The following is a 19,623-nucleotide window of genomic DNA, read 5'->3' as shown; positions in this document are numbered from 1 at the left end:
ACCGGGCAAACAATGAGAGGAAAAGAACATGCGCATGCCCAGACTGACCGCTTTTCTGACGGCCACCGCCGTCTTCGTCTCCGCTTTCACGCTGGCAGCACAGGCCGCTGAGGAAGTGCATGTGCTCAACTGGAAAGGTTACGGCGCCGACGAGCCGTGGGCGGTCGCCAATTTCGAGAAGGCGACCGGCTTCAAGGTGGTCAATGACTTCTTCAACTCCGAACAGGAGATGCTGACCAAGATCCGCACCAATCCCGGCCTCTATGACGTCGTCATGATCAACGCCGCCTTCAACGACCAGGCGATGGCCGGCAAGCTGATCCAGCCGATCGACGTCTCGAAACTCTCCAACTATGCCGACATCGCCAAGGACAAGGCCGGCTCGCCGATGCTCAACCATGACGGCAAGGTCTATGGCGTGCCGTGGGTGTGGGGCCTGACGGCTCTGGCCATCAACGAAAAGTCCTTCGAAAAGCCGCCGACAAGCATCGCCGAAATGTGGGACCCGGCGCATAAGGGCCGCGTCATCATCCGCGACGACGCCGTCGAGGCGGTGCAGTTCGGCGCGATCGCGTCGGGTCAGAACATCAACGACATCAAGGATATGGACGCGGTCAAGGCGAAGCTCACCTCGCTGATGCCCCAAATCAAGACGTTCTGGAGCTCGGAGAACGACTGGAACCAGATGGTCGCCTCCAACCAGATCGACATCGGCACCTATTGGAGCGGCTCGGCCGACCGTGCCAAGACGCATTTCAAGCTGCCGGTCTCCCTTGTCATCCCGCAAGAGGGCGCCGTCGCCTGGCTCGACGCCTTCTCGATTCCCGTCGGCTCGAAAAACGTCGCCGGCGCCGAGGCCTTCATCAACTACATGATCGATCCGAAGTTCTACGTCGAATGGGTCACCAAGGTCGGCGCGCCGGTTTCGGCCAACACCAAGGCGGTCGACGCGCTGCCGGAGGATGCGTTCAACCGCAAGGTCATGGGCAGCCCGGATGTCGCCAAGCGCATCCAGTTCCAGGCGCCGGTCACCGACGAGCAGCGCGAGAAGTATCTGGCGCTGTGGCAGGAGCTGAAGGTCAACGTGAAGTAAGGCGTCATTCGGGGAGGAGAGGCAATGGCTGACCAGCTTGCGATCGGTTCGCGCCGCGGACTGAAGCCGGCGCTGCCGCTTCTCCTACCCGCCTATCTGTGGCTGACGGTGGCGATCTTCCTGCCGCTGTCGGCCATGGTCTTCTTCTCCTTCATGACCGACCTGCCGCTGGCCGGAAAGGAATGGTCGTTCACGCTCGGCAATTACGCCGCCTTCTTCTCGCAGAGCCTCTACTCGACGCTTCTGTTCGCCTCGCTGCGGCTCGGGCTCGAAGTCACGCTGTGGTGCGTGGTCATCGGCTATCCGGCGGCCTATGTGCTGGCCAAGGTGCTCAAAGGGCGCAGCCGCGAAGCGATCTTCCTGCTCGTCATCCTGCCCTTCTGGTCGAACGGGCTGGTGCGCATCTTCTCCTGGGCCATGGTGCTGCGCGAAGGCGGCATTCTCGACACGGCGCTCAACGCGGTGCTGCCGTTCAAGATCAACATCGATCTCATGTATTCCTATCCGGCCGTCATCATCGGCCTGGTGCACTCTTATGTGCCCTACATGGTGCTGACCTGCTATCTCACGCTGCAGGCGATCGACGACTCGCTGATCGAGGCCGGCCGCTCGCTCGGCGCGTCGCGGCGGCAGGTGCTGTGGCGGGTGATCATCCCGCTGTCGATGCCTGGGCTGATCGCGGGAGCGGCGCTGATCTTCGTGCCGGTGGTCGGCTCCTTCATGGAGCCGCGCATCCTCGGTGGGCGCACCGGCACCTTCTACGGCACGGTCATCGAGGATCAGTTCGTCGCCGTGTTCAACTGGCCGCTGGGCGCCGCGCTCTCCTTCATCCTGCTCGCGGTCGTGCTGATCATCCTGGCGCTGGCCGCGCCCGTCCTGCGGAGGGCCGGCTGATGGCGACGACGCGCATCCTCGAATGGCTCGGGCGTTTCTACATCGTGCTTTTGCTCGGCTTCCTCTATCTGCCGATCATCATCATGGCGGCGATGTCCTTCAACGCCTCGCCCTTCTACCAATTGCCGTTCGAGTGGACGACGGACTGGTACGCCTCGCTCTGGCAGAACGACCAGCTGATCGCGGCGACCTGGAACAGCATCGAGATCGCAATCATCACCACTTTGATCTCGACGGTGCTCGGCTCGATGGCTTCGCTCGCGCTCTATCGCTACGACTTCCGTGGCAAGAAAGTCCTGCAGGCGCTGCTCTTCCCGCCGATCGCCATTCCATGGCTGATCACCGGCACGGCGATGCTGATCTTCTTCTTCGGCGTGGGAATCGGCCGCGGGCTCATCGCCATCCTGCTCGGCCATGTCGCGCTGGCGCTGCCCTATGTGATCGTCGTTGTGTCGGCCCGGCTGCAGACCTTCGCGCCGGAACTGGAGGAGGCGGCGCGCTCGCTCGGCGCCAATCAATGGCAGGTGACCATGCGCGTGACCTTGCCCTGGATCATGCCGGGCGTGATCGCCGGCGGGCTGTTCGCTTTCGCCGTGTCGTTCGACCAGTTCGTCGTCTCCTACTTCCTGTCGACGCCCGGCCAAACGACGCTGCCGGTCGAGATCTACGCCGCAATCCGCAAGGGTTTCACGCCCGAGATCAATGCGGTCTCGACGATCATCATCGTCGTGTCGATGGCGCTGATGCTGCTTACGGCGCGCTTCTTCAAATTCGGCGGAGAGAAATAATGGCTGGCGTCCAGGTCGCGAACGTCTCCCGCAGTTTCGGCGCGCACAAGGCGTTGGATAACGTCTCGATCGATTTCGCTGATGGCGGCTTCTATGCGCTGCTCGGACCGTCCGGCAGCGGCAAGACCACGCTGCTGCGCCAGATCGCCGGCTTCGATTTTCCCGATAGCGGCCGCATCGCCATCGGCGGCGAAAGCGTCGAGCGCGTGCCGGTCGAGAAACGCCGCATCGGCATGGTGTTCCAAAACTATGCGCTGTTCCCGAATATGAGCGTCGCCGACAATGTCGCCTTCGGCCTCTCGGTGCGCGGCGAGCCGAAGGCGACGATCGCTAAGGAAGTGCAGCGCGCGCTCGATCTCGTGCAGCTCGGCAAGCTCGGCGGGCGCAAGCCGCACCAGCTTTCCGGCGGCCAGCGCCAACGCGTGGCGCTGGCGCGCGCCATCGTCACCAAGCCGCGCGTGCTCCTGCTCGACGAGCCGCTCGGCGCGTTGGACAAGGCGCTGCGCGTCGACATGCAGATCGAGCTGAAGCGCATTCAGCGCGAGATCGGCATCACCACCATCTTCGTCACCCACGACCAGGAAGAGGCGCTGACGATGAGCGACCGCATCGGCATATTGCGTGACGGCCGGCTGGTGCAGGAAGGACCGCCGGAAGAGATCTACGACAGGCCGCAAAGCGAGTTCGCCGCGACCTTCCTCGGCGACGCCAACATCTTTCGCGGCAATGCCACCGGCTCCGGGATCAAGCTGCCCGACGGCACGACGATCGCGGCTTCGACAGGCGCCTCGGTGCCGGCCGGCGCCAAGGCGAGCTGCGCGGTCCGGCCGGAACGCATCCGGATTTCGACCGGTGCGGCAAAGCCCGATCCAGTCGGTGCCAACATGCTCACTGGGCAGGTCTCGAAGCGCATCTTCGCCGGCAACAACAGCACCTATTTCGTCGACCGCGATGGCCAGACGCTGAAGGTGATCGTCCAGAACACCGGCGCCGAAAGGTTGGCTGAAGGTCAGCCGGTCGTGCTTAGCTGGTCGCCGGACAGCACGGTGCTGATCGCGGCCGCTTGATAGCGCTGATGGGAAATGATGGCGCTGGCCTTGGCTGACGCCCGGACCATCGCGTTATATCCAGTCCTCGATGGGAGGAATGGATGGCGAGCACGGGTTTCGAGCCGGACGTAAAGGTCCGGGTCAAGGACTACCGGATCGGCTGCATCGGCGCCGGCATGATCATGGCCGAATGCCATCTCGCCGCCTATGCGCAGGCCGGCTTTCCGGTGGTGGCGATCGCTTCCCGGACCAAGGCGAATGCCGCGAAGGTGGCGGATCGCTGGCATATCCCGACCGTCCACGACACGCCGGAGCAATTGATCGAGGACAGCCAAGTCGAGATCGTCGACCTCGCTTTTCCTCCCGACCAGCAGCCGGCGCTGATCCGCCATGCGCTCAAGCAGCCGCATATCAAGGCGATCCTGGCGCAGAAGCCGCTGGCGCTTTCGGTCGAGGAAGCGGTGAGGCTGCACGACGAGGCGGTTGCCTCCGGCAAGATCCTCTCGGTCAACCAGAACATGCGCTACGACCAGTCGATGCGCGTTCTGAAGCAGATCATCGACAGCGGCGCGCTTGGCGAGATCGTCTTTGCCGAGATCGACATGCACGCGATCCCGCATTGGCAGACCTTCCTGGCCGGTTACGACCGGCTGACGCTCGCCAATATGAGCGTGCATCATCTCGACGTGCTGCGTTTCCTGTTTGGCGATCCGGACGAGATCACCACGCTGACGCGCAAGGACCCGCGCACGAAATTCGACCATTCCGACGGGATCACGGTGTCGACGTTGCGCTTTCCTTCCGGCGTGCTCGCTGTATCGCTGGAGGATGTCTGGTCCGGTCCGCGCCAGGAAGGCTACGACGACGACCAGCACATCGCCTGGCGCGTCGACGGCACCAAGGGCGTTGCCAAGGGCACGATCGGCTGGCCGAAGGGCGTCGCCTCGACGCTGACCTATGCCTCGACCGAGACGACGGGCGGGAAATGGGTCAGCCCAAGCTGGGAGACGATGTGGTTCCCGCACGCCTTCATTGGCGTCATGGAGCAACTGGAATATGCCTTGAAGACCGGCACGTCGCCGGCGCTGTCGGTTGCCGACAACGTCAGAACCATGGCGCTGGTCGAGGCCGGCTACCGGTCCATGGCCGAGGGCCGTACCGTCAAGCTGTCCGAAATCCGCGTCGACTGAGGCAGCCGAAAGACGCGGCAACTGAATCGCTTACCCGGAGGACTTCACCACATGATGCAGGCAGGTATCTTCACAGGCTATTTTCCCTACGAGTTGGAGGAATCGGCAAGGCGCATCCGGGCGCTCGGTTTCAACACCGTGCAGCTCGACCTGCATTTCAAGGATATCGACCTGTCGGCCGGGCAGATCACCAAGGACAAGGCGAGGACGGTGCGCGACACGTTTCGCGACCATAACCTGCCGGTCTGCTGCGTGTCCGGCTACACCAACATCATCCATCCGGAGAAGGGAGAACGGGAAAGGCGGCTTGCCTATCTCAAGGAGATCATCCGCAACGCGCGCGACTTCGGTTCTCCCTATGTGATTTCGGAGACCGGCACCTACAACACCGAGTCCGACTGGGTGCATCACCCCAGGAACAAGACCGAAGAAGGCTTCGAGGAATGCCGCAAGGTGATCTCCGACCTCGCCCGGACGGCTTACGACCACGGCGCGGTGTTCCTGCTCGAGACCTATGTCAACAATGTCGTCGGCTCGGTCGAGGAGACGGTGAAAATGTTCGCGCAGGTCGATCATCCCGGACTTGGCCTGCTGATGGATCCGACCAACTATTTCGAGGCGCACAACATCGACCGCATGGACCAGGTGCTGAACCAGGTGTTCAACACGCTGACCGACAAGATCAAAATCGCGCATGCCAAGGACGTGAAGCGTTCGGGCGGCGACAAGAGCGAAAAGCATGCCGATATCGGCGACGCGGACGCGCATGAGGGACTGACCTTCCGCGGCGTCGGCGAGATCGAGCTACCGGCGCCGGGGCTGGGCGCGCTGAACTACGATCTCTATCTCAAGCGGCTCAGCGAGAAGCATCCGAACATCCCGGTGATCATCGAGCATCTGACCGAGGATGACGTGCCGCGCGCAAAGACATTCCTCGACGGCAAATTCCGTGCGAACGGGCTTTGATTGCGGGGAGGGATGATGACGACGGCGTCCAGCACCAAGCGCGACTACAGCCTTGTCGGCGAAAGCACGCGCCGGGCGATCGAGACCGGGCTCGCCTCGGCCGAGTGGTACCACACGGATGTACCGCGCAAGACCATGAAGGAATTGATGCAGCGCTCGGACGGGCCGGCGATCCGCGATACCATCATCTGGATCGCCGCGATCCTGGGCTCGGCAGTCGGCATCGTCTGGTTCTGGGGCACGTGGTGGGTCGTGCCGTTCCTGTTCGTCTATGGCGTGCTCTACGGCTCGTCGAGCGACTCGCGCTGGCACGAATGCGGCCACGGCACCGCCTTCCGCACGCGCTGGATGAACGATGTCGTCTACCACATCGCTTCCTTCATGCTGATGCGCAATCCGGTGCAGTGGCGCTGGAGCCATGCGCGCCATCACACCGACACCATCATCGTCGGCCGCGATGCCGAGATCGCGGTGATGCGGCCGCCGGACCTCATCAAGGCGGCTTTGGCCTTCACCGGCATCCTCGACTTCCGCTATTCGCTGCCGACGCTGGTGCGCCAAGCCTTCGCCATATTGTCGGGGGACGAGAAGAGCTACATCCCGCAGATGGAGCAGCACAAGGCGGTGACCGCGGCGCGATGGCACATATTGGTTTACGCAGCGACGATCGCTGTCGCCATCGCGCTTGGTTCATGGATACCGCTGGTGCTGATCGGGCTGTCGCGCCTCTACGGCACCTGGCACATGGTGCTGACGGGGCTGCTGCAGCATATTGGGCTAGCCGACAACGTCACCGACCATCGGCTCAACACGCGCACCGTCTACATGAACCCGATCAGCCGGTTCATCTACTGGAACATGAACTACCATGTGGAGCATCATATGTTCCCGATGGTGCCCTACCACGCGCTGCCGAGGCTGCATGAGCTGATCAAGCACGATCTGCCGGTAACGAACCCTTCGATGTGGCACGCCTATCGCGAGGTCTGGCCGGTGCTACTCCGCCAGCTGAAATACGAGGACTTTTACCTCAGGCGCGAATTGCCGCCGACGGCCAAGTCCTATCGCGGCGAGTTCCATGATCTCGACATAACGGCCGCGGCCGCCGAATAGGCGCTGCGGCAACTCGGAGATAGACGATGGCGGACTGGGTCGAAGCATGCGCTGTGGACGACGTGGACGAGGAGGATGTGATCCGCTTCGACCATGGCGGCCGCAGCTTCGCGATCTACCGCTCGCCGGAGGACACTTTCTTCGCAACCGACGGGTTCTGCACTCATGAGAAAGCGCATCTCGCCGACGGGCTGGTGATGGACGACATCATCGAATGCCCCAAGCACAATGGCCGCTTCAACTACAAGACCGGCCAGGCCAAGGGCGCGCCGGTCTGCGTCAACCTCAGAACCTATCCGGTCAAGGTCGAGGCCGGTAAGGTGATGATCGATATCGGCTGACAGCAACGCGCCGCAACACATAGAGGGAACCGAAGTCCGATGAGCCGAAAGAGACCGACTGTCGCCGATCTGCGCGCCATGAAGGGCAAGCGGCAATTGACCATGCTGCGCGTTCTGACGCTGGACGAGGCCGAGGCTGCCGAGCGGGCAGGGGTGGACATCGTCTCGGTGACGCCAGAACTGGTGCTCAATCCGCAATATCGCGACGCGGCGCCCAGCCTCTTCACCATGCCCGGCGAGAATTTCTTCGAGATCGGCACGGCGGACGATTTCCTGCGTTGGGCTTTCAGGCTCTACAAGGCCGGCGCCGACGCGGTCTATTGCAGCGCCGGCTATGCCACGATCAAGCGTATGGCCGACGACGCCATCCCCGTTATCGGCCATGTCGGCCTCATTCCCTCCCGCGCGACCTGGACCGGCGGCTTCAAGGCTGTCGGCAAGACCGCCGATACGGCCATGCAGGTGTTCGAGGCGGTGAAGCAGCTGGAAGCCGCCGGGGCGATCGGCGCCGAAATCGAGGTCGTGCCGGTGGAAGTGGCGAAGGCGATCTCCGAGCGCACCGCGCTGATCATGCTGTCGATGGGCGCGGGCACGGGCTGCGATGCCCAATACGTGTTCGCCGAGGATATCCTTGGCGCCAATCGCGGTCACATGCCGCGCCACTCGAAAGTCTACCGGAACTTCGCAGCCGAATATGACCGGCTGCAGCAGGAGCGCATCGCGGCGTTTTCCGAATATGTCGCCGACGTCAACAGCGGCGCCTATCCGGAAGACAGGCACATCGTGCACATGGATCCGGACGAGCTCACCCTCTTCATGAAGAAGGTTGAGGCAAAACCCTGAACGGGCGGCGATAGGTGCTGCTTTAAGTTTCCAATTTTAAGCATATCTTTATCCCGAAACCGGGCCCACTTGTCGGGAGACATGCTTTAGGCTCGCCATGTTCCGTCGGCGAGCGCAGCGTAGAGTGTGTTGGCACTGGTCCCCAGCGACTGGTCTTCCTTGAGCGTCGCGACATGAGAGCGGACCGCTGCGTGGACCACCCCGGTTGCCGGCGCCAGCACCAACCCTTCGCGCAGATCCACGGCCTGGGCCGCCGCCATCAGCTCCAACGCGATCAGACGCCGCCACAGCACGATCATCTCGGCACATTTGGCGATGGTGAGCGGTGTCTGGGTGGCGTGATCCTCGACGCCCTCTGACACCGGCAGGAAGTCGAGCATTGCTGGATTGGCCTTCTGGCGGATGCCGGCGAGGATTGCCGTGACCGTTTTCTGCAACGGCACGAAGCCGGCTGATGCGCCGCCGATCGGCGACAGATATTTTGGCAGGCCGTGGCGGCTGGAGCCGGTGAGCTGGATGAAACGGGCGGCGCAGGCTGCCGCGCATTGCGCAATCGCAAGGCCAAGCGTCTCGAAAGCGAGCGCCAGCGACGAGGTATGGAAATTGCCGGTCGACAGCACGAGCGCGTCCTCCGCAAGCACCAGCGGGTTGTCGGCGGCCGCGTTCAACTCGATCTCGACCGCCAGCCTGGCGTGATCGATCGCCTGGATCAGCGCGCCGTGAATCGAGGGCATGCAGCGGATCGAGAGCGGATCCTGAATGGTGGTCGGCGCCGGTTCATGGTCGCGCGCGAGCAGCTCGCGCAGCGTCTTTGCGGCCAGCGCCTGGCATGCCGCAGGGCGGGCCACATGCAGGCGCGGGTCCAGAATGGTGCGGTTCGCGCCGAGCGCCTCCATGGTCAGCGCGCCGGCCTGTTGCTGCTGTTCCATCGCCGACAGGACGTCGACAAGCGCCAGCGCGCCGGCGCCAGCCGAGACCGCCGAGGCATTGATCAGCGACAGACCGTCCTTCGGCGCCAGACTGACCGGCGCCAGACGCGCCATCATCAGCGCCTTGGCAGAGGGCATGCGACGGCTCTGGTAGTCGGCGTCGCCTTCACCGATCAGCGTGTGCGCGATCGCCGTCATCATCACCAGGTCGCCGGCGCCGATCGAGCCCAGCGACGGCATGACCGGATGGACGCCGGCATTGAGGGCTTCGACGAGTGCCGTGAACACGTGCGGCGAGAGACCGGAGCCGCCTGCGGAAAGCATAGCGATGCGGGCAAACATCACCGCTCGCACGGTCTGAATCGGCAAGGCTTCCCCGACTGCGGCGCCACGCCCATCGAGAAGCTGACGCTGGAAGGCGCTGGCATCACCTTCCACCGCTGTGCCGAGATTGGCGCCGAGCCCAGTGTTCAGACCATAGATCTGCTGCCCGCTGGCGGCGGCCTCGTCGAGGACTTTCCGCGCCTTGCCGAGCTTCTCGATGACCGGCGGCGTGACCTCGACCTTGCAGGCATTGCGCGCGGCGGCAACCACATCCTCAATGCTGACGCCGGCGCCGGTGAGAACGAGCGGGCTCATGCGAAGCGCAGCCTCTGGCCGATGCCGTTTTCGCCGGCCTTGGCGAGCATCGCTTTGCCGAGCGCGATGTCGGAGAGCGAGAGGCCGCGATGCCAGAACAGTATCGTCTCGCCATCGCTTTGCCGGCCCGGCTTCAGGCCGGCCGCGATCTGGCCGAGTTCGGCGTGCAAAGTCGCCTCGCTCAGCCGTCCCGTCTCGACATGGGCGCGCAACGAGCCGAACTTGCCGCCCTTGCACTGGCCCCAGTCGTCGACGACGATCTTCTGCATGATGTCGGTGAGCGACAGCTCGACCGCGCTCATCGTGCCATAAGGCACGACCAGCGCGCCGCGCTTGATCCATTCGGTCTTGAGCAGCGGCTGCGGCTCCGGCAGCCGCGAGGCCTCGACGACGATGTCGGCGCCTTCGACGCAGCTTTTCCAGTTGGCCACGGCCAGGACCGGCTTGCCGAGGTCGGCGGCGAGCTTCGCGGCGAAGGCGTCACGGCTTTCGGGCCGGCGCGAATGGACGCGGATCTCGTCGAAGTCGAAAAGGTGGTCGAGCAGCCGTACGTTCCAATAGGCGGTGCCGCGCGCGCCGATATGGGCGAGCACTTTTGCCGACTTCTTCGCCAGATGCTTGGCGCCGATGGCGGTGACCGCGCCCGTGCGCATGTCGGTGATGACGGTGGCGTCGAGAATGGCGCGCGGCGTGCCGGTGCGCGGATCGAAAAGATTGAGGATGCCGAATTCCGACGGCAGGCCGTGCATGTAATTGTCGACATAGTCGCCGACGATCTTCACGCCGGCGGTGTCGAGCGGCGCCACATAGCCGCGCAGCACGTTGAAGTGGCCGTGGAAGGAGGGATCCGGCTCGAGATGGACGCGCGGCTCGATAACGATCTGGCCCTTGCCCTGCGCGACGAGCCCGGCTTCGACGGCGCCGATGATCTCGGCGTCGGTCATGGCAAGCGCTTCGATGTCGAGAGCATTGAGGTAGTCGATGTAGATAGGCTTCATGCGTTTCCCTCGGCCGGCCCGCGCTCTTCCATAACAGGCAGAGACGCGACACGAAAGTTTGTTGGATAAGCTCTGGACTGGACCGGGCTTATGCTGTTCAACCAGCGCGTCATGACCAGCATCCCCGACAACGCAGCCGTGTCCCCGTCCGGAGATTCCGCGGGCCAGGCGCGTCGTGTCGCGCTGATCGTGGCGGTCGCCTTCTTCATGCAGCTGCTCGATTCGACGATCATCTCGACGTCGCTGCCGCAGATGGGCCATTCCTTCGGCGTGCCGGCGGTGGCGATGAGCATCGGCATCACCGCCTATATGCTGACCATGGCGGTGTTCGTGCCGCTGTCGGCCTGGCTTGCCGACCGTTTTGGCGCGCGCAATATTTTCCTCCTGGCGATCGCGCTGTTCACGCTGGCTTCGGTTGCCTGTGGCTTTTCGCAGAGCTTGACGGAGTTCGTCGCCGCTCGCATCGTGCAGGGCCTGGGCAGCGCGCTGATGACGCCGGTCGGCCGCATCCTGGTGCTGCGCAACGCCGAGAAATCCGAGCTGATCGCCGCGACGGCGTTGATCACCTGGCCGGCTTTGTTCGCGCCGGTGGTCGGGCCGGTGCTTGGCGGCTTCATCACCACCTATCTCTCCTGGCACTGGAATTTCTTCATCAACGCGCCGCTGGGGCTGGCCGGACTTGCCCTGGTTGCCCGCTTCGTGCCGGGCGACCGCGATTCCGAGGCGAAGCCATTCGATTGGCCTGGCTTTTTCCTCACCTCGCTCGGCCTTGCGGTGATGCTTTACGGGCTCGAACGCCTGGCGCATCCCGAGGACGGCCTGCTGCCGATGATAGGCTCCATCGGCATTGGCATCGTGGTCGGCTGGTTCGCCGTTCGCCATCTCTTGCAGGCCCGGCATCCGCTGCTCGACCTTTCGGCCTTCAAGGTGCTGACCTTCGCCATCTCGACACTTGCCGCGGGCACGGTCTTCCGTGTCGCCATCAACGCCACGCCCTTCCTTTTGCCGCTGCTCTTCCAGGTCGGCTTCGGCCTGCGTCCGGTCGATGCCGGCCTGCTGGTGCTGGCCTATTTCCTCGGCAATCTCGGCATGAAGACGGTCACGACGCCGACGCTCAGGCGCTTCGGCTTTCGCACCGTCATGGTGGTGAACGGGGCGATCGCATCGCTGGCGATCATGGCCTGCGGCGCGATCTCGCCACAGACGCCGCAGGTGCTGGTGGTGTCGCTGATGCTGGTCGCCGGTCTGACGCGCTCGATGCAGTTCACGGCGCTGAACACGCTCGCCTTCGCCGATATCGGCGCGCCGCAGCGAAGCTCGGCGGCCGCGCTCTCGAGCATGCTGCAGCAGATCTCGATGCTGTTCGGCGTGGCGATCGCGGCGGCGATCCTCAACCTGTCGCAGATCGTCAGGGGCGAAGCCTTGCCCGACCTCGTCGACTTCAGAATCACCTTCGTCGCGATCGGTCTGCTTGGTCTTGCCGCGGCGATGCGCTTCCTGGTTCTGCCGCCCAATGCCGGCGCCGAGGTTTCGGGGCATTCGACGAACAATTGAGGTCGCGCCGGGGGGATTTCGCGGACTCAAATTCCGCCGGCCGCGTCGCCCTCGAACGGGTTCTTCCGCGAGCCGCGTGATCGGGGCAACGAGCCGCCAAAAAGCCCAAGAGTTTCCGCCTATTGCGCCAGTTACGGCAATCGATGCGTCCACTCGGAAAATAGTCGGAGGGGCCCGGTTCTTGGACGCGGATTCATTTGACGAGCCGCTGTTGAGCCGATTAGCTTTCGTGCGGGATGGCGGCTTGCAGGACTTGCCATCGGGGCGAAAGACAAAAGCGATGAACGCGATCGGCTGGCCGAACTGGAGGCGCCTTAATCAGGAAGGCATTGTCTTTGCCATCGCCATCCTTCTGTTCGCTGCTGCAGCGCTCAGCCTGCCCGGGTTCCTGACCGCCGACAATCTGGTGGCAATCGTCCGGTCGGTGTCCGTGCTCGGCATCCTTGCGCTCGGCATGGCGGTCGTCATCATCGGCCGCGGCATCGATTTGTCGGCGGTGGCGATCATGGCGATGTCGGTCGCCTGGTACCTGCAACTGCTCAACACCGGCGCCTCCGACGGGCTGGCTTTCGCCTATGTGCTGGCGGGCGTTTTAGCCATCGGCCTGCTCAACGGCTTTCTCGTCGCCTATGCCGACGTGCCGGCGATCTTCGTCACTTTGGCCACCGGCTCCTTCGTCTTCGGCTATGTGCGCTCGCAACTGATCACGCAGGATGCCGTTCCGGTGCCGCAGGGCCATTGGGTGGAGCTGCTCGGCGGCGTGCGCTTCCTCGACATCCCGGTCGAGGTCTTCGTCTTTGCCGGACTGGCGTTCCTGGTCTTCCTGTTCCTGCGCTACACCAAATGGGGCCGCTTCATCTATTTCGCCGGCGACAACCCGGTCGCGGCGCGCAACATCGGCATTCCGGTGCGCCCCATGCTGGTGCTGCGCTACGCGCTTTCGGCGGTGGTGGCGCTGATCGCCGGCCTGCTCACAGCGGCCAGCCTGCATTCGATCAACACGCGCGTCGTCAATTCGACCCTGCTCTACGACATCGTGCTGGTGGCGGTGATCGGCGGCATCGGCCTATCCGGCGGCAGGGGCGGGGTGCGCAACGTGCTGGTGGGGGCGGCGCTGATCGGCATCCTGCTCAACGCCATGACCATCATCGACATTCCGCTGCTCTACCAGAACCTGATCAAGGCGGCGATCCTGCTCGGAGCCATCATCGTCGACGGCATCATCAACCCGCGCGACGAGCAGACCGCGCAACAGGGCGATATTTAGAGCAGATGGGCCAGCCCATCCTGCTCTGGGGTACCCGGAGCGATCGTGACGATCGCCCGGCAATGAAAACCGAACCAGAGGTGTGACATGAGACTACTGAGAACATTGATGGCCGCCGCCACGGCGCTCGCCGTTACCGCCTTCGCGGCGCCGAGTTTCGCCGCCGACGATCCAGGTCCCGCCGCCTATGCCAAGGCGCTCAACGGCAAGCGCGTCATGCTGGTGCCGCTGGCGATGGGTTTCGACCTGGCGCAAGGCTGGGCGCATTACCTGAAGAAGGAAGTCGAGGCCTGGGGTGGCACCTTCGAGACCCGCGATCCGAACTGGGTGGTCGATGCCGGCGCGCAGGCGATCACCGACGCCATCGCTTCCGACACAAGGCCGGATGTTCTGATCATCCACGCGCCGGACCTCAACTCCTATTCGAAGCTGATGAAGAAGGCGCAGGCCGCCGGCACCTATGTGATCCTGGTCGACAATCCGGCCAACTTCCCGGCCGATGCCTTCGTCGGCAGCGACTGGGACAAGCTCGGCCAGCTCGAAGCGGGAGCGGCCATCAAGGGCTGCGGCGAGAATTCGTCCAAGAAGATCGGTCTTGTGCAGGGCGACCAGGCGAACTCGTCCAGCCTCTACCAGTATGCCGGCATCATGAAGGTGCTGGAGAAGCATCCCGACTTCCAGGTCGTCGCCAAGCCGGATTCCAATTGGGACGCGACCACCTCGCGCAACGTGACGACGACGATGCTGCAGCAGCACCCCGACATCTGCTCGATCATCGATTTCTGGGATGGCGACGCGACCGGGGCATCCGCCGCGATCCGCGACGCCAAGCTCGACGGCAAGGTGTTCCTGGTCACCACCGGCGGCGGCGAGAAGGCGGCCGACTGCGACAAGCTGAACGACGGCACCTACGGCGCCGTGGTGATGACCGATCTTGCCCGCCAGTCGGGCGACATGAACGCCATCATCAAGTTTTTGCTGCAGAGCGGCCAGCCGGCCGGCACATCGCACACCTACATCTACACGCTGGAGAAGGCGACGACCAAGGCGGATCTCAAGCCCGACAGCTGTTGGGACCTGAAGGCGCTGCAGGCCGAAGCCGCGGCGAAATAAGGCGCGCCGCCCGAACGCATCCACGAGGTAACCGGATCGTTCCGGCCACCTCTTTTCCCGTTGATGACAGCAGCCGCCGATGACTTTTCGTGAACGCCTCCAGGCCTGGCGCTACAATCTCGTGCCCGACCATCTGGTCGGGGAGATCCTGACCAAGCGCTGGACCGACAACGCCATACCTTTCCTGGCGCTGGTGGCGACGCTCGGCGTGTTCGGCTCGATCATTCCGGGTTTCTTCAAGCTCACTTCGCTGCAGGAATCGACGCGCCAGCTCGGCGAATTCTCGCTGGTGGTCATCGGCATGACGGTGGTGATGCTGGGCGGCGGCATCGACCTCTCGGTCGGCTCGATCTTCGCGCTGTCCTGCTTTTCCGCCGTCTATGTCTTCTTCATCCTCGAACAGTCGATCTGGCTGGCCCTGGCCGCGGCGCTGGCCACCGGGCTGGTCTTCGGCGCCATCAACGGCTACCTCGTCGGCTATCTGAGGCTGCGCGCGTTTCTCACCACGCTGGTCACCTTCATCTTCGGGCGGGCGCTGTTCGACATACTGGTCAGCACCTATGCCGCCGACGTGCAGCTTTCCCAGGCCTCGTCCGACGTGCTCGATTTCATCGGCGACGGGACATTCTGGGGCCTGTCGGTTTCGGTCTGGCTGGCCGTCATCCTCGCCATCGTCACGCATATCGCGCTGACGCGCTCGCGGCCGGGCTGGCACGTGCTGGCGGTGGGCGGCTCGCGGCGCTCGGCGCACAATGCCGGCATCCGCGTGCGCCGCACCGTCTTCATGACCTATGTCTTTTCCGGCTTCTGCTCATCGATCGGCGGGTTCCTCATCGCCTGCCGTCTGAGCGGGGCGGGCCCGGGCACCGGCCTCAACCTGGAAATCATGGCGCTGACGGCGGCGGTGGTCGGGGGCGTCAGCCTCGGCGGCGGGCGAGGCTCTGTGGTCAAGGGCCTGATGGGCGCCATCATCGTGCTCACCATGACCAACGGCCTGATCCGGCTCGGCTACGGCACCGGCACCAACCAGATGGTGCTCGGCATCCTGCTCGCGGTCGCCGTCACCATCGACATCCGCTGGCTGAAGAACCGACACAAGGTGCTGAACGAGGTCTATGTCGCGCCGGTCTATCTCAAGATGGGCGAGACGCAATCGGCCGCGCCCGGCTCCGGCACGCCCTACGAGCTCGACAACCGGCTGTCGGCAGCGGACCATATCGGGCTCGGCGAGCTGGAGGGACCGGAAGATGTTATCGTCGATCGTGACGACCATCTCTATTGCGGCACACGCCACGGCGAGATCGTTCGCTTCTTCGCGCCGGACTATGTGAAGTCGGAAGTGTTTGCCCATATCGGCGGCTTTCCGCTGGGCCTTGCTTTCGACAGAGAAGGCAATCTGATCAGCTGCGTCGGCGCCATGGGGCTCTATTCGGTCTCGCCGGAGCGCGAGGTGAAGCGCCTTTCGGCCGAAACGTCGCGCTCCTGGACCTCGATCGTCGATGATGCGCGCCTGCGCGACCCGAACGACTGCGACATCGCGCCGGACGGCCGCATCTATTTCACGGATTCCACCAAGCGCTATGACGCGCATGACTGGGCGCTGGACTCGATCGAGAACCGCGCCACCGGACGCCTGCTGGTCTATGATCCGAAGGACGGCTCGACGCAGACGCTGCTCGACGGTTATCGCTACACCAACGGGGTCTGCATGGCGCATGACGGCAAGTCGCTGTTCTTCGCCGAAAGCTGGGCCTGCCGCGTGCATCGCTACTGGCTGGAAGGGCCGAAGGCCGGCACCGCCGAATGCGTCATCCGCGACATGCCAGGCTATCCCGATAACATCAATCGCGCGTCGGACGGCAATTACTGGATGGCCTGGCTCGGCATGCGCACGCCGAGCTTCGACCTGTCGCTACGCCACCCAGATATGCGCAAGCGCATGACGCGGCGCCTGCCGCAGGACGAATGGCTGTTTCCCAACATCAACACCGGCGGCGTGGTGAAGTTCAACGAGAAGGGCGGCATCGTCGAGACGCTCGGCGATCTTTCCGGCAACGCGCATCCGATGGTGACGTCGATGCGCGAGCACAAGGGCTATCTGTTCGTCGGCGGCATCCTCAACAACCGCATTGGCCGCTACAAGATTTCGGGCGCCGACCCGAACTGGACCAGCCCCGCTTCCTATTGGGGAGCAAGACCATGATCCTCGATCCGATCCTGGATGTCTTTCGCGGCAAGGCGGTCACCATTCCGCCACTCGACGGCGCCTTCCGCCCCAACACGCGGCTGGATGACCTGCCGGCCTTCGCCGAATTGAGCGAGCCGGACAATCTGCTGTCGGCGGTCGGCCGGCTGCTCGTCTCCAGCGGCAATGCCGTCCTTGCGATCGCGGCCGGTGCCGAGGCTGTCGTGGTCGAGACATTTCAGTCGCCAGTCACCGCGCTGGCACTGTCGCCAGAGGGGGACCTGACTGCCGGATTGGAAAACGGCAAGCTGCTGATTGCCGGCAAGGAGGTTTCGCTGCCGGCCGAATTAAGGTGCATCACCGCGCTTGCCTATGCCGATGACGGCACGCTGTGGCTGGCCAATGGTTCGGCCCAGCACCTGCCTTCGCAATGGGCGGCCGACCTGATGAAGAAGGGCGCGTCCGGCTCGCTGTGGCGGCGCGGGGCAGGCGGTATCAGTTTCCAGAGGATCGCCGGTGACATCGCCTTTCCCTATGGGCTGCATCCGATCGGCGCCGACGTGCTGGTCAGCGAAAGCTGGCGTCACCAGCTTGTTCGCTTCGACGGATCGAACGGCAACCGCTCGACGGTGCTGACGCATCTGCCCGGCTATCCCGCGCGGCTTTCGCCGGCCGGCGATGGTGGCGCCTGGCTGACCCTGTTTGCGCCACGCAACCGGCTGATCGAATTCGTGCTGCAGGAAACGCATTATCGCCAGGACATGATCGATCAGGTGCCGCCGGCCTACTGGATCGCTCCCGCGCTCGCCTCCAGCCGCAGCTTCCTCGAGCCGCTGCAATGCGGCGGCATCCGCACCATGGGCATCCACAAGCCGTGGTCGCCCAGCCGCTCTTACGGGCTCGTCGTGAAGCTGGACCCGGCCCTGCAGCCGCAATTCAGCCTGCACAGCCGCGCCAATGGCACGCGCCACGGCGTCTGCAGCGTGGCCGAACGGGATGGCCGCCTGTACGTCGCCGCGAAAGGCGGCGATTGTGTGCTGGCGCTCGATACGGGAGGTTTCTGATGGAACCGATCGTCCGACTGGAAAACGTCACCAAGACCTATCGCGGCGTGCCGGCGGTGAAGAATGTCAGCTTCGATCTGAGGAAGGGCGAGATCCACGCGCTGCTCGGCGAGAACGGCGCCGGCAAGTCGACGCTGACCAAGATCATCGCCGGCGTCGTCGACGCCACGTCGGGCAAGATGTTCCACAAGGGCGTCGAGACGGCGTATGCCTCGCCACACGCCGCACTGGAAGCCGGCATCGCCATGGTGTTCCAGGAGACCAGCCTGGTGCCGTCGATGACGGTGGCGCAGAACCTCTATCTCGGTACCGAGAAATTCCTCAACCGGCTGCGCGGCACCTATATCTCGGCGCAGCAATTCCTGCAGTCGCTGAATTTTCCGGTCGACCCCAATGCCATGGTGGCGACGCTTGGCGCTGCCAAGCGTCAGATGGTCGAGATCGCGCGCGCCGTCCACCACAATGCCGAGATCATCATATTCGACGAGCCCACGGCGACGCTGACGCCCGAGGAGAAGCGCCATTTCTTCGCGCTGATCCGGAGGCTGAAGGCGCGCGGTGTCTCTATCGTCTTCATCAGCCACGCGCTGGAAGAAGCTCTGATGATCGCCGACCGCATCACCATTTTGCGCGACGGCGAACTGGTGATCACCGACGACACCTCCGCCTTCGACCGCGACAGGATCGTCGCCGCTATGGTCGGGCGCTCGCTGACGGGCCAGATCTACCGCCAGCGCGACGAGACGAAATTGCGCAAGGCCGGCAAGAAGGTGCTCTCGGTGCAGGACATCTCGATGAGCAACATCGTGCGCAACAATTCCTTCTCGATCTTCGAGGGCCAGATCACCGGCGTGTTCGGGCTGATCGGCTCCGGCCGCACCGAGACTTTCAAGATCGTCTCAGGCATCTACAAGCGCGACTTTTTGCGCGGTGGCGCGATTGAATTGGACGACAGACCGGTACGCTACCTCGTGCCGAGCGAGGCGGTGGCCGACGGCATCGTCTATGTCACCGAGGACCGCAAGAGCGAAGGCATCTTCGAGACGATGGGCATTGCGGAGAACCTGTTCGGCGGCCTGCTCGCCGCCGGCCGCGAAAAGGCCTGGGTGATCAACCAGCAGGAGATGCGCCAGCTCTCGGCCGAATGGACCAAGACGCTCAACATCAAGGCGATCAACGACAATGCGCGCGTGGTCGAGCTCTCCGGCGGCAACCAGCAGAAAGTGGTGATCGGCAAGGGGCTGGTGCAGCAGCCGCGCATCGTCATCTTCGACGAGCCGACGCGCGGCGTCGACGTCGGCGCCATCGCAGAGATCCACCAGATCATCAACCGGCTGGCCGACAAAGGTCTCGCCGTCGTCGTCATCTCGTCCTACCTGCCGGAGATTATAAACCTGTCGGACCGCATCCTTGTCTGCCGCCAGGGCCGCATCGTGGAGGAGTTCTCTCCGGCGGAGGCTACGGAGGAGAAGATTATGTATGCGGCGGTGCACTAGGGTGTGCCGATATTCAGGTGAGGTCGGCCGCAAATGGCGAGCTCCTCCGCTTCCGGTGCTCACGTACGAAAGTACGCTCCGCTCCGGTTCTCGGAGCCCAC

At 63.9% G+C, this 19,623-nt stretch carries 17 protein-coding genes; 15 read left to right on the top strand and 2 right to left on the bottom strand.

Features of this window, described 5'->3' with window-relative positions; genetic code table 11:
- Window positions 1-28: 28 nt before the first annotated feature.
- The 9 genes from EJ068_RS04740 to EJ068_RS04700 all read left to right on the top strand — a co-directional run bounded on the left by EJ068_RS04740 (window position 29) and on the right by EJ068_RS04700 (window position 8,277).
- The gene (locus EJ068_RS04740) at window positions 29-1,093 is read left to right on the top strand and encodes an ABC transporter substrate-binding protein (protein ID WP_126081886.1); all 1,065 of its coding nucleotides are present in this window, start codon (window positions 29-31) and stop codon (window positions 1,091-1,093) included.
- Between the two features lie 24 nt (window positions 1,094-1,117).
- Window positions 1,118-1,987 carry an ABC transporter permease gene (locus EJ068_RS04735; protein ID WP_127251434.1) on the top strand — a complete coding sequence of 290 codons (870 nt, stop codon included), beginning with the start codon at window positions 1,118-1,120 and terminating at the stop codon, window positions 1,985-1,987.
- Window positions 1,987-2,775, top strand: a complete 789-nt coding sequence (locus EJ068_RS04730) for an ABC transporter permease (RefSeq protein WP_127251435.1) — start codon at window positions 1,987-1,989, stop codon at window positions 2,773-2,775. The genes EJ068_RS04735 and EJ068_RS04730 overlap by 1 nt, the downstream gene beginning before the upstream one ends.
- A complete protein-coding gene (locus EJ068_RS04725; protein WP_127251436.1) occupies window positions 2,775-3,842 on the top strand; it encodes an ABC transporter ATP-binding protein in 1,068 nt (355 codons plus the stop codon). Before EJ068_RS04730 ends, EJ068_RS04725 begins: the two co-directional genes overlap by 1 nt.
- A gap of 83 nt (window positions 3,843-3,925) precedes the next feature.
- Window positions 3,926-5,014 carry a Gfo/Idh/MocA family oxidoreductase gene (locus EJ068_RS04720; RefSeq protein WP_127251437.1) on the top strand — a complete coding sequence of 363 codons (1,089 nt, stop codon included), beginning with the start codon at window positions 3,926-3,928 and terminating at the stop codon, window positions 5,012-5,014.
- A 51-nt stretch (window positions 5,015-5,065) separates the two neighbouring features.
- Entirely contained in the window at window positions 5,066-5,980 is a 915-nt protein-coding gene (locus EJ068_RS04715; protein WP_126081891.1) for a sugar phosphate isomerase/epimerase, read from the top strand.
- A 15-nt stretch (window positions 5,981-5,995) separates the two neighbouring features.
- Window positions 5,996-7,093 (top strand): fatty acid desaturase family protein, encoded by a 1,098-nt coding sequence (locus tag EJ068_RS04710; protein ID WP_129554988.1) that lies wholly within the window; start codon window positions 5,996-5,998, stop codon window positions 7,091-7,093.
- Window positions 7,094-7,119: 26 nt separating this feature from the next.
- Window positions 7,120-7,434 carry a MocE family 2Fe-2S type ferredoxin gene (locus tag EJ068_RS04705; RefSeq protein WP_127251439.1) on the top strand — a complete coding sequence of 105 codons (315 nt, stop codon included), beginning with the start codon at window positions 7,120-7,122 and terminating at the stop codon, window positions 7,432-7,434.
- A 39-nt stretch (window positions 7,435-7,473) separates the two neighbouring features.
- The gene (locus EJ068_RS04700; RefSeq protein WP_129554483.1) at window positions 7,474-8,277 is read left to right on the top strand and encodes a 3-methyl-2-oxobutanoate hydroxymethyltransferase; all 804 of its coding nucleotides are present in this window, start codon (window positions 7,474-7,476) and stop codon (window positions 8,275-8,277) included.
- A gap of 86 nt (window positions 8,278-8,363) precedes the next feature.
- On the opposite strand, the gene hutH is transcribed toward EJ068_RS04700, so the two are convergent.
- Complete coding sequence (gene hutH / locus EJ068_RS04695) at window positions 8,364-9,845, bottom strand: histidine ammonia-lyase (protein WP_127251441.1); 1,482 nt, start codon at window positions 9,843-9,845, stop codon at window positions 8,364-8,366.
- Complete coding sequence (locus tag EJ068_RS04690) at window positions 9,842-10,843, bottom strand: ornithine cyclodeaminase family protein (RefSeq protein WP_127251442.1); 1,002 nt, start codon at window positions 10,841-10,843, stop codon at window positions 9,842-9,844. The genes hutH and EJ068_RS04690 overlap by 4 nt, the downstream gene beginning before the upstream one ends.
- A gap of 111 nt (window positions 10,844-10,954) precedes the next feature.
- Between EJ068_RS04690 and EJ068_RS04685 the strand changes: the two genes are divergently transcribed.
- The 6 genes from EJ068_RS04685 (at window position 10,955) to EJ068_RS04660 (ending at window position 19,522) form a co-directional block, all read left to right on the top strand.
- Entirely contained in the window at window positions 10,955-12,397 is a 1,443-nt protein-coding gene (locus EJ068_RS04685; protein ID WP_127386262.1) for a DHA2 family efflux MFS transporter permease subunit, read from the top strand.
- A gap of 280 nt (window positions 12,398-12,677) precedes the next feature.
- A complete protein-coding gene (locus EJ068_RS04680) occupies window positions 12,678-13,664 on the top strand; it encodes an ABC transporter permease (RefSeq protein WP_127253847.1) in 987 nt (328 codons plus the stop codon).
- Between the two features lie 87 nt (window positions 13,665-13,751).
- Window positions 13,752-14,777, top strand: a complete 1,026-nt coding sequence (locus EJ068_RS04675) for a sugar ABC transporter substrate-binding protein (protein WP_127253846.1) — start codon at window positions 13,752-13,754, stop codon at window positions 14,775-14,777.
- 79 nt (window positions 14,778-14,856) lie between these two features.
- Window positions 14,857-16,980: an SMP-30/gluconolactonase/LRE family protein gene (locus EJ068_RS04670; RefSeq protein WP_128298243.1), complete on the top strand. Its 2,124-nt coding sequence runs from the start codon at window positions 14,857-14,859 to the stop codon at window positions 16,978-16,980.
- Window positions 16,977-18,026, top strand: coding sequence for a hypothetical protein (locus tag EJ068_RS04665; RefSeq protein ID WP_127253029.1), 1,050 nt, complete (start codon window positions 16,977-16,979; stop codon window positions 18,024-18,026). The genes EJ068_RS04670 and EJ068_RS04665 overlap by 4 nt, the downstream gene beginning before the upstream one ends.
- A complete protein-coding gene (locus EJ068_RS04660) occupies window positions 18,026-19,522 on the top strand; it encodes a sugar ABC transporter ATP-binding protein (protein WP_127253027.1) in 1,497 nt (498 codons plus the stop codon). The genes EJ068_RS04665 and EJ068_RS04660 overlap by 1 nt, the downstream gene beginning before the upstream one ends.
- Window positions 19,523-19,623 lie beyond the last annotated feature (101 nt).

The organism is Mesorhizobium sp. M2A.F.Ca.ET.043.02.1.1, assembly GCF_003952405.1.
Lineage (GTDB): Bacteria > Pseudomonadota > Alphaproteobacteria > Rhizobiales > Rhizobiaceae > Mesorhizobium.
This window is presented reverse-complemented; position numbering and strand designations above follow the sequence as displayed.

Coding starts and splice junctions, on each gene's coding strand:
- EJ068_RS04660 (WP_127253027.1), top strand. CDS start 18,026: ATGGAACCGATCGTCCGACTGGAAAACGTCACCAAGACCTATCGCGGC.
- EJ068_RS04740 (WP_126081886.1), top strand. CDS start 29: ATGCGCATGCCCAGACTGACCGCTTTTCTGACGGCCACCGCCGTCTTC.
- EJ068_RS04675 (WP_127253846.1), top strand. CDS start 13,752: ATGAGACTACTGAGAACATTGATGGCCGCCGCCACGGCGCTCGCCGTT.
- hutH (WP_127251441.1), bottom strand. CDS start 9,845: ATGAGCCCGCTCGTTCTCACCGGCGCCGGCGTCAGCATTGAGGATGTG.
- EJ068_RS04725 (WP_127251436.1), top strand. CDS start 2,775: ATGGCTGGCGTCCAGGTCGCGAACGTCTCCCGCAGTTTCGGCGCGCAC.
- EJ068_RS04705 (WP_127251439.1), top strand. CDS start 7,120: ATGGCGGACTGGGTCGAAGCATGCGCTGTGGACGACGTGGACGAGGAG.
- EJ068_RS04690 (WP_127251442.1), bottom strand. CDS start 10,843: ATGAAGCCTATCTACATCGACTACCTCAATGCTCTCGACATCGAAGCG.
- EJ068_RS04720 (WP_127251437.1), top strand. CDS start 3,926: ATGGCGAGCACGGGTTTCGAGCCGGACGTAAAGGTCCGGGTCAAGGAC.
- EJ068_RS04700 (WP_129554483.1), top strand. CDS start 7,474: ATGAGCCGAAAGAGACCGACTGTCGCCGATCTGCGCGCCATGAAGGGC.
- EJ068_RS04685 (WP_127386262.1), top strand. CDS start 10,955: ATGACCAGCATCCCCGACAACGCAGCCGTGTCCCCGTCCGGAGATTCC.
- EJ068_RS04665 (WP_127253029.1), top strand. CDS start 16,977: ATGATCCTCGATCCGATCCTGGATGTCTTTCGCGGCAAGGCGGTCACC.
- EJ068_RS04715 (WP_126081891.1), top strand. CDS start 5,066: ATGATGCAGGCAGGTATCTTCACAGGCTATTTTCCCTACGAGTTGGAG.
- EJ068_RS04735 (WP_127251434.1), top strand. CDS start 1,118: ATGGCTGACCAGCTTGCGATCGGTTCGCGCCGCGGACTGAAGCCGGCG.
- EJ068_RS04670 (WP_128298243.1), top strand. CDS start 14,857: ATGACTTTTCGTGAACGCCTCCAGGCCTGGCGCTACAATCTCGTGCCC.
- EJ068_RS04730 (WP_127251435.1), top strand. CDS start 1,987: ATGGCGACGACGCGCATCCTCGAATGGCTCGGGCGTTTCTACATCGTG.
- EJ068_RS04680 (WP_127253847.1), top strand. CDS start 12,678: ATGAACGCGATCGGCTGGCCGAACTGGAGGCGCCTTAATCAGGAAGGC.
- EJ068_RS04710 (WP_129554988.1), top strand. CDS start 5,996: ATGACGACGGCGTCCAGCACCAAGCGCGACTACAGCCTTGTCGGCGAA.